Annotated in this window: 16 protein-coding genes; 2 read left to right on the top strand and 14 right to left on the bottom strand. The window is 67.1% G+C overall.

Annotation, left to right across the window (positions count from 1 at the left end; translation table 11 throughout):
• From HBF26_RS07075 to HBF26_RS07020, 12 genes are all read right to left on the bottom strand, one after another.
• Window positions 1-1,482 (bottom strand): sugar ABC transporter ATP-binding protein, encoded by a 1,482-nt coding sequence (locus HBF26_RS07075; RefSeq protein WP_167124517.1) that lies wholly within the window; start codon window positions 1,480-1,482, stop codon window positions 1-3.
• The gene (rbsD, locus tag HBF26_RS07070; RefSeq protein ID WP_167124515.1) at window positions 1,482-1,880 is read right to left on the bottom strand and encodes a D-ribose pyranase; all 399 of its coding nucleotides are present in this window, start codon (window positions 1,878-1,880) and stop codon (window positions 1,482-1,484) included. Before rbsD ends, HBF26_RS07075 begins: the two co-directional genes overlap by 1 nt.
• On the bottom strand, window positions 1,877-2,773 hold the full coding sequence (gene rbsK, locus HBF26_RS07065) for a ribokinase (RefSeq protein WP_167124513.1): 897 nt from the start codon (window positions 2,771-2,773) through the stop codon (window positions 1,877-1,879). Before rbsK ends, rbsD begins: the two co-directional genes overlap by 4 nt.
• 82 nt (window positions 2,774-2,855) lie before the next feature.
• Window positions 2,856-3,209 (bottom strand): gamma-butyrobetaine hydroxylase-like domain-containing protein, encoded by a 354-nt coding sequence (locus HBF26_RS07060; protein ID WP_167124511.1) that lies wholly within the window; start codon window positions 3,207-3,209, stop codon window positions 2,856-2,858.
• Window positions 3,210-3,333: 124 nt separating this feature from the next.
• Window positions 3,334-3,951: a hypothetical protein gene (locus HBF26_RS07055; RefSeq protein WP_167124509.1), complete on the bottom strand. Its 618-nt coding sequence runs from the start codon at window positions 3,949-3,951 to the stop codon at window positions 3,334-3,336.
• 39 nt (window positions 3,952-3,990) lie between these two features.
• The gene (hslU, locus tag HBF26_RS07050; protein WP_167124507.1) at window positions 3,991-5,328 is read right to left on the bottom strand and encodes an ATP-dependent protease ATPase subunit HslU; all 1,338 of its coding nucleotides are present in this window, start codon (window positions 5,326-5,328) and stop codon (window positions 3,991-3,993) included.
• 4 nt (window positions 5,329-5,332) lie between these two features.
• A complete protein-coding gene (gene hslV, locus HBF26_RS07045; RefSeq protein WP_167124505.1) occupies window positions 5,333-5,866 on the bottom strand; it encodes an ATP-dependent protease subunit HslV in 534 nt (177 codons plus the stop codon).
• A 205-nt stretch (window positions 5,867-6,071) separates the two neighbouring features.
• The gene (locus tag HBF26_RS07040; RefSeq protein WP_167124503.1) at window positions 6,072-6,989 is read right to left on the bottom strand and encodes a tyrosine-type recombinase/integrase; all 918 of its coding nucleotides are present in this window, start codon (window positions 6,987-6,989) and stop codon (window positions 6,072-6,074) included.
• Window positions 6,986-7,672, bottom strand: a complete 687-nt coding sequence (locus HBF26_RS07035; protein ID WP_167124501.1) for a DUF484 family protein — start codon at window positions 7,670-7,672, stop codon at window positions 6,986-6,988. The genes HBF26_RS07040 and HBF26_RS07035 overlap by 4 nt, the downstream gene beginning before the upstream one ends.
• A gap of 68 nt (window positions 7,673-7,740) precedes the next feature.
• Window positions 7,741-8,568 carry a diaminopimelate epimerase gene (gene dapF, locus HBF26_RS07030; RefSeq protein WP_167124499.1) on the bottom strand — a complete coding sequence of 276 codons (828 nt, stop codon included), beginning with the start codon at window positions 8,566-8,568 and terminating at the stop codon, window positions 7,741-7,743.
• A 7-nt stretch (window positions 8,569-8,575) separates the two neighbouring features.
• Window positions 8,576-8,788 (bottom strand): LPS translocon maturation chaperone LptM, encoded by a 213-nt coding sequence (gene lptM / locus HBF26_RS07025; protein WP_167124497.1) that lies wholly within the window; start codon window positions 8,786-8,788, stop codon window positions 8,576-8,578.
• 43 nt (window positions 8,789-8,831) lie between these two features.
• Entirely contained in the window at window positions 8,832-9,302 is a 471-nt protein-coding gene (locus HBF26_RS07020; protein WP_167029597.1) for a GNAT family N-acetyltransferase, read from the bottom strand.
• Window positions 9,303-9,525: 223 nt separating this feature from the next.
• Here HBF26_RS07020 and HBF26_RS07015 point away from each other — a divergent pair, with 223 nt between their 5' ends.
• A complete protein-coding gene (locus HBF26_RS07015) occupies window positions 9,526-11,010 on the top strand; it encodes a RimK family ATP-grasp domain-containing protein (RefSeq protein WP_167124495.1) in 1,485 nt (494 codons plus the stop codon).
• Window positions 11,011-11,126: 116 nt separating this feature from the next.
• Here the strand turns inward: HBF26_RS07015 and HBF26_RS07010 are convergent, their stop codons facing one another.
• Window positions 11,127-11,345 (bottom strand): hypothetical protein, encoded by a 219-nt coding sequence (locus HBF26_RS07010; RefSeq protein WP_167124492.1) that lies wholly within the window; start codon window positions 11,343-11,345, stop codon window positions 11,127-11,129.
• A 252-nt stretch (window positions 11,346-11,597) separates the two neighbouring features.
• Here HBF26_RS07010 and aroE point away from each other — a divergent pair, with 252 nt between their 5' ends.
• Window positions 11,598-12,434 carry a shikimate dehydrogenase gene (gene aroE, locus HBF26_RS07005; RefSeq protein WP_167124490.1) on the top strand — a complete coding sequence of 279 codons (837 nt, stop codon included), beginning with the start codon at window positions 11,598-11,600 and terminating at the stop codon, window positions 12,432-12,434.
• 10 nt (window positions 12,435-12,444) lie between these two features.
• Here aroE and HBF26_RS07000 read toward each other — a convergent pair whose 3' ends face one another.
• Window positions 12,445-13,344: a LysR family transcriptional regulator gene (locus tag HBF26_RS07000; protein ID WP_167124488.1), complete on the bottom strand. Its 900-nt coding sequence runs from the start codon at window positions 13,342-13,344 to the stop codon at window positions 12,445-12,447.
• Between the last annotated feature and the right edge of the window lie 136 nt (window positions 13,345-13,480).

Here is a 13,480-nt window from a genome sequence, read left to right as displayed (position 1 = left end):
TCACTTGCCTCCGGTCGCGGCGGTCATTACGGCTTCCTGCGTGGCGCCATGGGCGTCGAGCAGGGCTGTGGCGCGGCCTTCGTGCATCACGAGGATGCGGTCGCTCATGGCCAGCACCTCGGGCAGTTCCGAGGAGATCATGAGGATGGCGACGCCCTGCTCCGCGAGTTGGTTGATGATGTGGTAGATCTCGGCCTTGCCGCCGACGTCCACGCCGCGCGTGGGTTCGTCGAGGATGAGCACGCGCGGCTTCAGCGCCAGCCATTTCGCAAGCACCACCTTTTGCTGGTTCCCGCCCGAGAGTGAGCGGGCCTCCAGTTCCATGTCGCGCGTGCGGATCTTCAGCGCATCGATGAGTCCGCGTGTCTGCCTCTTCTCCGCCGGACGATCGACGAGGCCCGCGTGGGCCGGAACGCGCGGGAGGCTCACGTTTTCGCGCAGGCTGAGGTCTAGTACCAGGCCTTGCGCCTTGCGGTCTTCAGTGACGAAGCCGAAACCGGCGTGGATGGCTTCGCTGGGCGATTTCGGTGTCACTTCCACGCCGTCGAGTGTGACCTTGCCCGACGAGCGCCGGTCCAGGCCGAAGATCAGCCGCGCGAGTTCGGTGCGGCCCGCCCCCAGCAGCCCGGCCACACCGAGCACTTCGCCGGCATGCAGTTCGAAGCTCACGTCGTGCACCGGCCCGCCGCCGATATGCTCGGCCTTCAGCCGAACCTCCCCGATCTTCGGCGTGCGCGCGGGGTAGCGCGTGTCGAGCGTGCGCCCGACCATCATCTTCACCACTTCGTCGAATCCCAGGCCCGGTATCGGGCGCGTACCGACGAACTGGCCGTCGCGCAGTACCGAGATGCGGTCGCAGACGGCGAAGATTTCTTCCATGCGATGCGACACGTAGACGATGCCTTTGCCCTGCTCGCGCAATTCGCGAATAAGCTTGAAGAGTGTGGCGGTCTCGTGTTCGGTCAGGGCGGCGGTGGGCTCGTCCATGATAAGCACCCGCGCTTCCTGGCCGAGCGCGCGTGCGATTTCCACCATCTGCTGCTGGCCGACCGACAGGCGCTCGACGAGCGTGCCGGGGTCGAGCCGCTCCATGCCCACGCGTGCCAGCCATTCCGTGGCGCGCCGTTTCATGGCGCGGCGATCAAGCAGGCCGAAGCGGTGGACCTCGCGGCCGAGGAACAGATTGTCCGCCACGCTGAGCGAGGGAATCAGGTTCAGTTCCTGGTGGATGATCGCAATGCCGTATTTTTCGGCATCGGCCGGCGTGGCGATCGTCACGGCCTTGCCGTCTACCTCGATGCCGCCCGCATCCGGCGCGTGGATACCGGTGAGGATCTTCATGAGCGTTGATTTGCCGGCGCCGTTCTCACCCATCAGCGCGTGCACTTCGCCGGGCAGCAGCTCGAAATCCACGCCCTCCAGCACCTTCACCGGACCGAAGGACTTGTGGATGCCATGCATCCGGACGAGCGGCGTGTTCATCAGAAGGTGACGCCCGCATGGAGGATGACATTCGCGTACGGCGAGGTTTCGCCGGTACGCACCACGGCCACCGCGCGTGCGCATAGCGCTTTCAGGTCGTCGTGGGCGACTTCGTCCACGGCGATGCCGTCGCCACGAAGCCGGGCCACCAGCGCCACCATCGCAGGGTTTCGTTGGTGGATCTCGCGGGCCACCGTCGCGCGTTCGACGGCAAGCTCCGCGTAAACGGCGTCGAACACGCTCCCGAAGGACGGCGTGCCCGGAACCACGGCAAGATCGATGCACGGTACGCCGGGCGGTACGGGCAGGCCGACGTCGCCGATCACCAGCGTGTCGGTGTGGCCCATGGCCGCCACCACCCGGTTGAGTTCGGCGTGGAGGAGTCCGCTGCGTCTCACGATTGCGAAGCCAGGAAAGCGTCCACCTCGTCGGCGCGCGGCATGCCGGCCTGCGCGCCCAGGCGCGACACGGCGATGGCGGCGGCGGCACATGCCTTGCGCACGGCGGTGTCGAGGCCTTCCGAAAGATAGACCGCGAGCGCGGCGTTGAAGGTGTCGCCGGCGCCGGTGCTGTCCACCGGCTCGACCTTGAAGCCCGGCTGGTGTCGCGGCGGTTCGCCCTGTTCGCGGAACCAGGCGCCGTCCTCGCCGCGGGTCAGGACGACCGGGCAGGGCGCACGGCGGATGAGTTCCTGGAAATCCGTTTCGCCTTGCGCGCCGAGCACCGTGGTCAGCTCGTGCTGGTTCGGCGTGAGGAAACGCAGGCGCGACAGCCATTCGGCGGGCAGGCGCTGCGCTGGGGCGGGGTTGAGGATCACCGGAACGCCTTCCTCCTGCGCGACGCGCAGAGTGGCCTCGACGGCGTCGAGGGGAATTTCCAGTTGCACGAGCACGGCATCGGCGCCGCGCACGATGTCGCGAGCAGCTTCCACCTGCGCGGGAGTGACCCGGCCATTGGCGCCAGGTACCACGACGATGCTGTTCTCGCCGCCGGCGACCGTGATGGATGCCGTGCCGCTGCCGACGCCTTCCACGCGGGTGACATGGGCGACATCGACGCCCTCCGCCACCAGCCCTTCGTACAGCTGCTTGCCGAAGGCATCGTCGCCGACACAGCCGACCATCGACACGTTCGCACCCAGGCGGGCAGCGGCCACGGCCTGGTTGGCGCCCTTGCCGCCGGGAATAGTCAGGAAACGATCGCCGGTGAGCGTTTCGCCCGGATCGGGGAAACGCGGCGAAAGCGTGACCAGATCCATGTTGATGCTGCCGACGACGACGATTCGCGTCATGCTGGTTCGCTCCGGAATGCGCGGTATGACGCGCCAATATACGTCGTCGAAGCGAGTGCGGCTTTCATCGGCTTGCCTTTCCCTAGCGGGAAAGCCCTTTCGCCTCGAGTTCGGCGAGGTAGGCGGGCCACGCCGTGTCGTAGGCCCGGCCGAGTTCGTACAAGGTGTCCCAGCCGAAGATGCCGCTGGCGTGGCCGTCGTCGAAGCGGATCAACACGCCGTAGTGGCCCGTGGGTTCCAGCGCCGCGATGCCGACCTCGCGCTTGCCCGAGACCAGAACCTTCTGACCCGGGCCGTGGCCCTGCACCTCGGCACTCGGCGAATTCACGCGAAGGTATTCGCACGGAAGGCGGAACCGCTCGCCGTTGTCGAACGCCACTTCGAGGATGCGCGACGTGGCGTGGAGGACGATGTCGGTGGGGCGGGGGTGGGACACGGCGTGCTTCTTGTGGGAGCCGCTTCAGCGGCGATGGGAGCTCGCGGCGACCTGGCCTGCTGCCGCGGGATCGCCGCTGAAGCGGCTCCCACAGTTCACCGCCATCGCAATATTCGTCACAGGGTCAGTTCGCGCGACCGAAGCCGTCGCCGGTGCCCTGCTCCAGCGGAGGCGGATCGCCGGCGACTGCCAGGAGGGCCATGGCGTAGGCGTCTTCCATGCTCACCGTGGACACCTCGTCCCATGCGAAGAACGAGGGCTCGCGCAGCCACTCCGCGTCGGGGGTGATTTCCTGCATGTTGAAACCTTCGTCTTCCACGCTGACCACGCGGCCGATGTAGCAGACCTCGGACTCGTCCTCGCTGTCGACGTGCACGCCGATGACCGGCGCATGCGCCGCGGCGGCCTGCACGACCTGCGAGATGTCGTCGAGCGGGAAGTCGGCCGGCGGTGTCGGCTGGATGCCTTTCATCGCCAGGGCCTTCTCGAGGAAGCCCGCGTGTTTGTCAGGCGCCTCGAATTCCGAGATGTCGCGGTGCCGCATGATGTACATGCCGTCATAGCTGACACCGTCGCCGACCACCCACAACAGGAAGAACTCGCGGCCGACTCCACCGACATAGCCGCAGAAGCTGCCGTGCTCGAGTTCGCTGCGCCACAGACGCACCAGCTGCTTGTTGTCCTGCGCTTCGCGCAGGGTCGCTCGCTGGCCGTTGGTTTTGAGTTGGATAACCTTGCCCATATACGTCAATAGTTTAGCAGAGGGGGTCCCCTCCGGTGTTCAGAGGATGTAACGGCTGAGATCCTCGTCCTTGACCAGCGAACCCAGATGCTTGTCGACATATTCGTCGTCGATCAGGTACTTTTCGCCGGATTTGTCCGCAGCTTCGAAGGAAATGCGCTCCAGGAGCCTCTCCATCACCGTGTGCAGGCGGCGGGCGCCGATGTTCTCGGTGCGCTCGTTCACCTGGAAGGCGACGTCGGCGAGCCGGTCGATCCCCGAATCGGTGAACTCCAGGGACACGCCCTCGGTATCGAGCAGCGCAACATATTGCTTGGTCAGCGCGTTGTTCGGCTCGCGCAGGATGCGCTTGAAGTCGTCCACCGAGAGGGCATTGAGCTCCACGCGGATCGGCAGGCGGCCCTGCAACTCCGGAATGAGGTCCGAGGGCTTCGCCAGGGAGAACGCTCCCGAGGCGATGAACAGGATGTGGTCCGTCTTGATCGACCCGTAGCGGGTGGAAACGGTGGAACCCTCCACGAGGGGCAGCAGGTCGCGCTGCACGCCTTCACGGCTCACCCCGGCCCCGCCCCACTCGGAGCGCTGCGCCACCTTGTCGATCTCGTCGATGAAGACGATGCCGTTCTGCTCGGCGGATTCCACCGCGCGGCTGCGCAGTTCCTCGTCGTTGAGCAGCTTGCCGGCCTCTTCCTCGACCAGCAGCGGGCGGGCCTGACGAATGGTCATCTTCCGCTTCTGCGCCTTCTGGCCGCCGAGGTTCTGGAACATCTTGCCGAGCTGCTGGCTCATTTCCTCCATGCCGGGCGGGGTCATGATCTCCACGCCGACGTTCATGGCGAAATCCAGCTCGATCTCGCGGTCGTCCAGCGCCCCTTCGCGCAGCTGCTTGCGCAGCTTCTGGCGGGTGTCGCTGTCGATGGCGGGCGCGGCGCTGCCGGTGTCGTCCCAGCCGCTCGCCTGGCGCCGGGGAAGCAGCGCGTCGAGCAGACGGTCTTCCGCGGCGTCCTCGGCCTGGCTGCGCACGCGGCTCTTGGCCTGCTCCCGCAGCAGCTTGTAGGAGACATCGGCGAGATCGCGGATGATCGACTCCACATCCTTGCCGACATAGCCCACTTCGGTGAACTTCGTGGCTTCGACCTTCACGAACGGCGCGTTGGCCAGCGTGGCGAGGCGGCGTGCGATCTCTGTCTTGCCTACGCCGGTGGGCCCGATCATGAGGATGTTCTTCGGCGTGACCTCGTCGCGCATGCCCGGATCCAGCTGCATGCGGCGCCAGCGGTTGCGCAGCGCGATGGCCACGGCGCGCTTGGCGTCGTGCTGGCCGATGATGTAGCGGTCGAGTTCGTTGACGATTTCGCGGGGAGTGAGTTCGGACATCGGCTCAGAGCTCTTCGATCGAATAGTTGTGATTGGTGTAGATGCAGATATCGCCGGCGATCTTGAGCGCTTTTTCCACGATCGTGCGGGCATCCAGCTCGGTGTTTTCCATCAGGGCCAAGGCCGCCGACTGGGCGTAGGGGCCGCCAGAGCCGATGGCGATGAGGCCGTGCTCGGGTTCCAGCACGTCGCCGTTGCCCGAGATGAGCAGCGAGGCATCCTTGTCCGCCACGGCCAACATGGCCTCCAGGCGACCCAGGCGGCGGTCGGTGCGCCATTCCTTCGCCATTTCCACGGCCGAGCGGGTGAGATTGCCGCCGTGCTTGACCAGCTTTTCCTCGAACAGCTCGAAAAGGGTGAAGGCATCCGCCGTAGCACCGGCGAAGCCGGCCAGCACGTCGCCCTTGCCCAGCCGGCGGACCTTGCGGGCGTTGGCTTTCATGACGGTATTGCCGAGGGTGACCTGCCCGTCGCTGCCGATGACGACCTTGCCGTCGCGGCGGACGCAGACGATGGTCGTGGCGTGCATCGGTTCCATAGTGCGTTCCTTGGGGGAGAGGCCAGAGGTGGGGGTGCTCCGGTCCCGACCCAAGGAGCGCACCCTGTGGGAGCCGGCCACGGCGGCGATCCCGCGGCAGCGGGCCACTTTGTCGCGACCGCCCGTTTGCGCTCCAGCGCGCTTCCCGCAAGGGCAATCGCGAGCACCCATCGCCGCTGAAGCGGCTCCCACAGGATCGCGGCCGCTACGGGCGGGTCTTCCGCTTGGCCCTGGGATGCGCGGCGTCGTACACCTTCGCGAGGTGCTGGAAATCGAGGTGGGTGTAGATCTGCGTGGTGGCGATGTCGGCGTGGCCGAGCAGTTCCTGCACCGAACGCAAGTCGCCGGAGGACTCCAGCATGTGGCTGGCGAAGGTGTGCCGGAGCATGTGCGGATGCACCCGTTTCGCCTGGCCACTGGACAGCTTGGCCAGCCGTTGCTGCACGGTGCGGGGGCTGATGGACGCCCCGTCCCGGCCCTTGAACACCGGCTGGCCGGGCCCGGCGCCGCCCAAGGCGGCCAGCGCCTTCAAGGCGGCCACGGCAAAGCGCCCCACGGGCAGGATGCGCGTCTTCTGGCCTTTGCCGAGCACCCGGACCTGCCCGTCTTCCAGGTCCAGGTCGCCCCAGTGCAGGCCGCAGAGCTCGGAAAGGCGCAGGCCGCTTGAGTAGAACAGCTCCATCATCGCCGTGTCGCGCGGCGCCAGAGGCCCGCCCAGGCTGGTTTCCACCAGCTCCTTCGCCTCGTCGGCGTCGAGCACCTGAGGCAGCTTGCGCCGCACCTTGGGGCCGCGGACGCCCGCGGCGGGGTCATGATCCAGGCGACCTTCCCGGCTCAGGTACCGGAACAGCGTGCGGCAGGCGGACAGCAGGCGCTGAATGCTGGTGGGCTCGAGGCCTTCGCGGGCCTTGCCCCCCCTGCCCGGCGGCGGCCGGTGCAGGCGCGCGATCATGGTTCGCATCCGGTCGGGCGTGAGCCGGTCGAAGCTGTCCAGGCCCTCTTCCTCCATGAAGGCCAGGAGCTTGTCCAGGTCGCGCCGGTACGCCGCGAGGGTGTGGGCCGAGGGCGCCCGTTCGGCGGCGAAATGGCCGAGGAAGGCCTCGACGGCGGCGCGGGGGCTCACGCCACCTTCCGCGCCCGTTCGATCGCCGAGCCGACCGTGGTGGAGATCATGTCCAGGAACAATGTGCCCATGCCCGGGTGGAAGCGGTCCGGATCGGCGCTGCCGATGGCGAGCAAGGCGTCGTTGCCCACGCGCATGAGCGCGGCGGAGCGAACCTCCGGCGCCGCCTCGCCGAACAGGCGATGCAGCTTGTCGGGTGCGAGGCGACCGGCCACGGGGTCGCCGTGTTCCAGGAAGGATGCGAACTCCGGCAGACCGGCGGCGCCGTGTGGCTCGCGCAGGAGCCACGGTTCATCGGGCAGGCCAGCCAGATCGCCGAAGAACACGAGGCGGATGCGCTCGGACTGGAAGTCGTCGGTGAGGCGGCGGACTACCTGGCGCACGGTGTCCTCGATGCCGCCGGCACGCAGCAGCGCGAGCATCAGGCCGTGCACGCGACGCATCAGTTTCTCGTTGTCGCCGGCCACGGCGGTCAGTTCCTTCAGCCGCGTTTCCAGCTCGGCGTTCTTTTCGCGCAGGCCGCGCAACTGGTGCACGGCCAGCGACGACGCGTTGCCGTTCATGCCCGGCAGCACCAGTTCGTGCGCCAGTTCGGGATAAGCGACCAGGAAGTCCGGGTGCTGCCGCAGGTAGGACGCCACGGTGGCTGGCTCGATGGCGCCGTCGATCGTGGTGTCGGTCATGGGGATGTCCTCGGAATGCCTGCGGGTAACTTAGCAAGTCTGTGGAAAGCGCGCTGCGCCTTCCGCCTTCACACTTCGCCTTCGAAGACGAAGGCGGCGGGGCCCGTCATCCACAAGGTGCGACCGGGCCCGTGCCATTCGATGGTGAGCGTGCCGCCGGGCAGTTCCACGGCGACGACCGGAGCGGCAAGACCCAGCGCATGGGCGACCGCCGCGGCCGCGCAGGCGCCGGTTCCGCAGGCGCGTGTCCACCCGCTGCCGCGTTCGTGCACGCGCAGACGGATACGGTCCGGTCCCAGTCGCTGTGCGAAGCCGATGTTGGCGCCCTCGGGAAAGACCGGGTGCGACGTGAGCAGCGGGCCGAGGCGATCCACCCGGGGATCGGACACGTCGTCGACGAACACCACCCCGTGCGGATTGCCCATGGAGACGGCGCCGAAGGTCACGTCCTCGCCGTCCACATGCACGGTGTAGGTCGCATGCGCCGGCAGGTCGAGCGGGAGGGATGCAGGGTCGAAGTCGGGCTCGCCCATGTCGACCACCACCGTGCCCTCGTCCAGCACGCGAACCGTCACCGGGCCGGAGGGGCTTTCCAGCCGAACGTCGGTGTTCCGATCGATGGCGCCGTCGCGGTACAGCCACGCCGCCACGCAGCGGACGCCGTTGCCGCATTGGCCAGACGGCGAGCCGTCGGCGTTCCAGATGCCGTAATAGAAGGCGCAGGATGGGTCGCGCGCCGCTTCGATGCTGATCAGCTGGTCGAAGCCGATGCCGGTGTGACGGTCGGCCAGCGCCGCCACGCGCGCCGCATTCGGGACGCGGGGCGGGTCTTCCCGCCAGTCGACGATGACGAAGTCGTTGCCGATCCCATGCATCTTGGTGAATCGGGAGGGCATTGCGGTTCTACGGATGGATGACGGAGTTGAACGGCTGGCTGGACGTGCTCGCCGGCGGCGGCGCGTGCGCGTCATCGCTCCTGACAGGAGAGGCAGCCTGCGGCGTGGCCGTGGCGCCGGCCGCGGGCGGCGGCGGGAGGTACAGCGGGCCCTTGTTGCCGCAGCCGGTCAGGGCGGTTGCGGTGACGGCGAGGGCAACGGGCAGGATGAGTCGGCGCATGGGCAACTCCTTTGAACGAACGCCAGTATAGCCTCGGGGCCGCTCAAAGCTGCTTTTCGAAACGGAACGCGTCGGCGCCGTCGGCGTAGTACTTCGCATACTCGCCGATGCGCGTGTAACCCAGCCGCTCGTAAAGCCTTATGGCCACAGCGTTGTCCTTGCGCACTTCCAGTCGCAATGCGCGACACCCGCGCGCGCGCGCCGCCTCCTCCGAGGCCTCGACGAGCGCCGTGCCCACACCCTTGCCCTGTGCCTGCGGACTCGAGGCCAGCGAATAGAGCCGCGCAACGGTCGTGCCCTTGCGGAAGAACACCACGGCCGTGCCCAGGAAGCGGCGATGATTGGCGCTTGCCACGAGCACCAGGGCGCTCTCGCTGTCGAGGTGCTTTCGATATTGGGCGCGGCTCAGCCGATCCTGCGCGAAACTCGATTCCTCGAGCGCGACAAGATCGTCGAGATCGCTGACTTCGGCGCGACGAACGCGCACCGCGGCGGTAACCGGGGTTGGACGCATGCGCTTGGAAACTCCGGCGCGAATGGGGGACGAGAGGGATGGGGCGGGTCGGGCAAGCGCGGCACTGTAGACCCCGGCGACGCACGGATCAATGACTTTTTCATGAACCCCGGCGGCGCCCGGCTTGTGCGTCGCGCCGCTGGAAGCTCACACTGCGGCACCGGCGATACGGTCGATCCCAGGCGGGGTCGAAGGAATGGCATTCGCCGCTTGCAGAGGTCTCATGAGCCGGCTCGTCATCGTCGTGGAAAAAGCCTCGGACTGGGGCTCGTATTACCCATCCGCCGATGTCGTCACCGCCATGGATTACCTGCGTCAGCCGGTGGGCAGCGACGACGAGCGTACCCACGTCATCAACCTCTGCCGCAGTTACAAGTACCTGGGCACCGGTTACTACGTATCGCTGCTGGCGGAAGCGCGCGGGCACAAGGTCATCCCCTCGGTGCGCACCGTGAACGACCTGCGCCGCCGCTCGCTCTACGGCCTCGACATCGACGACCTCAACCAGAAGCTCGCCAACTTCCTGCCCGCTGGCGGGCGTGACACCACCGATTTCGGCATCCTGGTGTACTTCGGCGAAACCGCCTATCCGGATCTGCAGGATCTTGCGAGGCAGCTCTTCGATCTGTTCCCCTGCCCGCTCATGCGCATCGAATTCGAGCGCGACCGTGTATGGCAGGTGTCGTCCATCAAGGCCGTGGGCCTGCAGACGCTGGACGACGCACAGGAAGACGCCTTCGCGCAGGCCCTGGACAAGTTCTCTCGGAAGATCTGGCGCAAGCCTCGCGCGAGGCGCCGCTTCCGCTACGACATCGCGATGCTGGTCGACCCGAACGAGGCGATGCCGCCTTCGAACAAGAAGGCGCTGAAGCACTTCATCGAGGCGGGCAAGCACCTCGGCATCGAGGTCGATCCGATCGGCAAGAACGACTACCAGCGCCTGGCCGAATACGACGGACTGTTCATTCGCGAGACCACGGCGAGCGACAACCACACCTATCGCTTCGCGCACCGCGCGGAGAAGGAAGGCATGGTGGTGATGGACGATCCCACGTCCATCCTCCGCTGCACGAACAAGATCTTCCTGAACGATCTCATGGTCGCCCGCAAGCTGGCGACGCCGGCCACCGAGATCCTCTACCGGGACGACACCCGCCGGCTGCGCGACCTGCCGGACCGGCTGGGCCTGCCCATCGTGCTCAAGATTCCGGACGGTTCGTTTTCGCGGGGCGTGGTGAAGGTGGAAACCCGCGAGGCCCTGGAAAAAGCCGCAGGCGAACTGTTCTCGCACAGTGCGCTGCTCATCGCGCAGGAATACCTCTACACGGAATTCGACTGGCGCGTGGGCGTGCTGAACCATGAGGCCCTTTATGCGTGCCAGTACTTCATGTCGCGCGGTCACTGGCAGATCTACAACCACGGCGCCAAGGGTACGGCGAAATCCGGCGGCTTCCGCACGGTGCCGGTGCGCGAGGCACCTGCCGAGGTGGTGAAGCTGGCGCTCAAGGCCACGCAGACGATCGGCGACGGTCTGTACGGCGTCGACCTGAAGCAGGTCGGCGACCGGCCGGTGGTGATCGAGGTGAACGACAACCCCTCGATCGATGCGGGTGTCGAAGACGCCTACCTGGGCGAGGACCTCTACGTGCGCATCATGCAGGAGTTCCTGCGGCGGCTGGAGCTGAAGCGCCTGGGCATCCAGGGCTGATCTTCCGGGGCGAGGAGTCTGTGGGAGCCGGCTACGCCGGCGATCCCGCGGCAGCGGGCAAGCTTGCCGCGAGCACCCATCGCCGCTGAAGCGGCTCCCACACGAGCCCGGCAGGCTCAGCGCCGCAGCAGCGCGGCCAGCAACGACATCGGCAGTGCCGGGTTCATCGCCACCAGCACGCTTGCCGGTGCCATCAGCAGCCAGAACGCCGGCGTCCAGCCGAGGGTTTCGCTGTGTCCGGAAAGCGGCGTCAGCAGGAGCAGCAAGGCGCCGCCGACCAGCCAGGCCAGGGCGATGAGGGCGCGCAGGCGGCGCGGCGAGAGCATGTCGTGCATGGCTTGACTCCTGGCATCGGTGGGGGATGGGAGGAGCCTAGGCAGCCATCGTCTCAAAACCCGCGACGGACACCCGTAGGAGTGCGCCCTGCGCGTCTATGCCCGCATCGGGTACGACATCTTTTCGGGCCAGTCCCCAATCTAGCGCGCCAGTTCCGGGACACGGCCTCAAACACGTCGCGCGCAGGGCGCGCTCCTACAAGGCACCGCTCCTGCCATAATTTGCCCCGAGCATGAGCCAAGGGAAAATCCATGAGCGCTGAAGCGCACCGCTACGCCGTCTTCGGTCATCCGATCGCGCATTCGCTGTCCCCCGAGATCCATCAGGCCTTCGCCGCGCAACTCGGCATCCGCCTGAGTTACGAGACCGTCGATGTCGCCCCGGAGCAGTTCGAGGATGCCGTCCGGCGGTTCTTCGCCGATGGTGGCCTTGGCGCCAACGTCACCCTGCCCCACAAGGGGGCGGCCTTCGCGCTGGCCGGCAATCGCACCGAAGCCGCCACGCGGGCCGGCTCGGCCAACACCCTCACGCCGCTGGTGAACGGCGGCATCGAGGCGCACAACACGGACGGCAGCGGCTTCGTGCGCGACATCGCCGACCGGCACGGATTCGACCTGCGCGGCCACGATGCCCTCCTGCTGGGCGCCGGTGGCGCGGCCAAGGCTGTGGCCTGGGCCCTCATGGATGCGGGCGTGCAGAGCCTCACCATCGTGAACCGCACCCCGGAGCGCGCCGACGAGTTGGCCGATGCCATCGGTGAGCCGGGCCGCTGCTACACGCGCTACTGGGACGGCCTCGACGGCGAATCCTTCAATCTCGTGGTGAACGCCACCTCCATCGGGGTGACCGGCGGCAGCTTCGACCTGCCCACGTCCATCCTGAAAGACCATTCCACCTGTTACGACCTCTGCTACGGCACGGCGGCCGCGGCATTCAAGGGATGGTCGCTGGCCGCGGGCGTGCGCCCGGACTGGTTTCGCGACGGCCTTGGCATGCTAGTGGAACAGGCCGCCGACGCATTCGAACGCTGGCATGGGCAGCGCCCGGATACCGATCCGGTCTACGCGATGCTTCGCCAGCGTTATTGACCTCTCTTTCCTACCGCAGGTGCGGATGCTCTCGCAGGTGCTGCGCCAGCATATCGATGAATGCCCGCACCTTCGCGGAGCCGAAGCGGGTTTCGCGGTGCAGGATGTGTACCGGCCAGGGCTCTTCCTCATAGTTTTCGAGGACGAGGCGTAGCCGTCCGGCCGCCACGTCTTCGTTCACCTGGTACGACAGCAAGCGGGCGACGCCGAGGCCGGACAGGGCGGCGACGAGCGCGCTGTCGTTGCTGGTGACCGTCAACCGCGGGTGCATGCGAACCGACGTGGCATCGTCGGGGCCGCCGAACTTCCAGTCCACACGGGGCGAGATGCCGCTGGCGGCGATCACCGTGTGATGCAGGAGATCGGCGGGATGTTCGGGCACGCCGTGCTGCGCCAGGTACTCCGGGGAAGCACATAGCACACGCCGCACCTGGCCCACGCGGATGGCGTGCATGCCGGAGTCGGGCAGGTGGCCGATGCGCACGGCAACGTCGATACCTTCGTCCATCAGGTTCATCGTGCGATCCAGAAACCACGCGGACACCTCCACGGCTGGATTCTCCCGGAGGTAACGCACGATGCACGGCATGACGAATGCCTTGCCGAACAGCACCGACGCCGTCACCGACAGATGGCCGCGCGGTGCGGCGTTCTCGCCCGCGACCGCGTCGTTCGCTTCGGCGATGCTGGCCAGGATCTGCCGGCAATCGTCGAGGTACCGCCGGCCGGGTTCGGTCAGTCGCACGCTGCGGGTGGTGCGGGTCAGCAGTTTCACGCCCAGCTGTTCTTCCAGCGCAACGATCGCACGCGTCACGGCGGCCGGGGACAGGTCGAGCCGGCGCGAGGCGGCGGCAAAGCTCTCTTCCTCGCCCACGCCCACGAACACCTTCATCAGGTGGAGCTGGTCCATCGTCTGTCGCCCGCGGTAATTGCCTCAAGGGATTATTGCGGCATACGGCGCGCCCATGGCTTGCATTCCTTGCGCCTGGCGCAACAGTGAATTCCGGCCTGCCACGTTCCCGCCCCTTCCGCCGGTTCGCAGAATG

The sequence above is a fragment of the Luteibacter jiangsuensis genome (assembly GCF_011742555.1).
Lineage (GTDB): Bacteria > Pseudomonadota > Gammaproteobacteria > Xanthomonadales > Rhodanobacteraceae > Luteibacter > Luteibacter jiangsuensis.
This window is presented reverse-complemented; position numbering and strand designations above follow the sequence as displayed.

What these genes read in the sequence shown, in the direction of transcription:
- dapF (WP_167124499.1), bottom strand. Translation starts at nt 8,568, where the DNA reads ATGCCCTCCCGATTCACCAAGATGCATGGGATCGGCAACGACTTCGTC.
- HBF26_RS07055 (WP_167124509.1), bottom strand. Translation starts at nt 3,951, where the DNA reads ATGGGCAAGGTTATCCAACTCAAAACCAACGGCCAGCGAGCGACCCTG.
- HBF26_RS07075 (WP_167124517.1), bottom strand. Translation starts at nt 1,482, where the DNA reads ATGAACACGCCGCTCGTCCGGATGCATGGCATCCACAAGTCCTTCGGT.
- HBF26_RS07015 (WP_167124495.1), top strand. Translation starts at nt 9,526, where the DNA reads ATGAGCCGGCTCGTCATCGTCGTGGAAAAAGCCTCGGACTGGGGCTCG.
- rbsK (WP_167124513.1), bottom strand. Translation starts at nt 2,773, where the DNA reads ATGACGCGAATCGTCGTCGTCGGCAGCATCAACATGGATCTGGTCACG.
- HBF26_RS07020 (WP_167029597.1), bottom strand. Translation starts at nt 9,302, where the DNA reads ATGCGTCCAACCCCGGTTACCGCCGCGGTGCGCGTTCGTCGCGCCGAA.
- hslV (WP_167124505.1), bottom strand. Translation starts at nt 5,866, where the DNA reads ATGGAACCGATGCACGCCACGACCATCGTCTGCGTCCGCCGCGACGGC.
- HBF26_RS07000 (WP_167124488.1), bottom strand. Translation starts at nt 13,344, where the DNA reads ATGGACCAGCTCCACCTGATGAAGGTGTTCGTGGGCGTGGGCGAGGAA.
- lptM (WP_167124497.1), bottom strand. Translation starts at nt 8,788, where the DNA reads ATGCGCCGACTCATCCTGCCCGTTGCCCTCGCCGTCACCGCAACCGCC.
- aroE (WP_167124490.1), top strand. Translation starts at nt 11,598, where the DNA reads ATGAGCGCTGAAGCGCACCGCTACGCCGTCTTCGGTCATCCGATCGCG.
- hslU (WP_167124507.1), bottom strand. Translation starts at nt 5,328, where the DNA reads ATGTCCGAACTCACTCCCCGCGAAATCGTCAACGAACTCGACCGCTAC.
- HBF26_RS07035 (WP_167124501.1), bottom strand. Translation starts at nt 7,672, where the DNA reads ATGACCGACACCACGATCGACGGCGCCATCGAGCCAGCCACCGTGGCG.
- HBF26_RS07010 (WP_167124492.1), bottom strand. Translation starts at nt 11,345, where the DNA reads ATGCACGACATGCTCTCGCCGCGCCGCCTGCGCGCCCTCATCGCCCTG.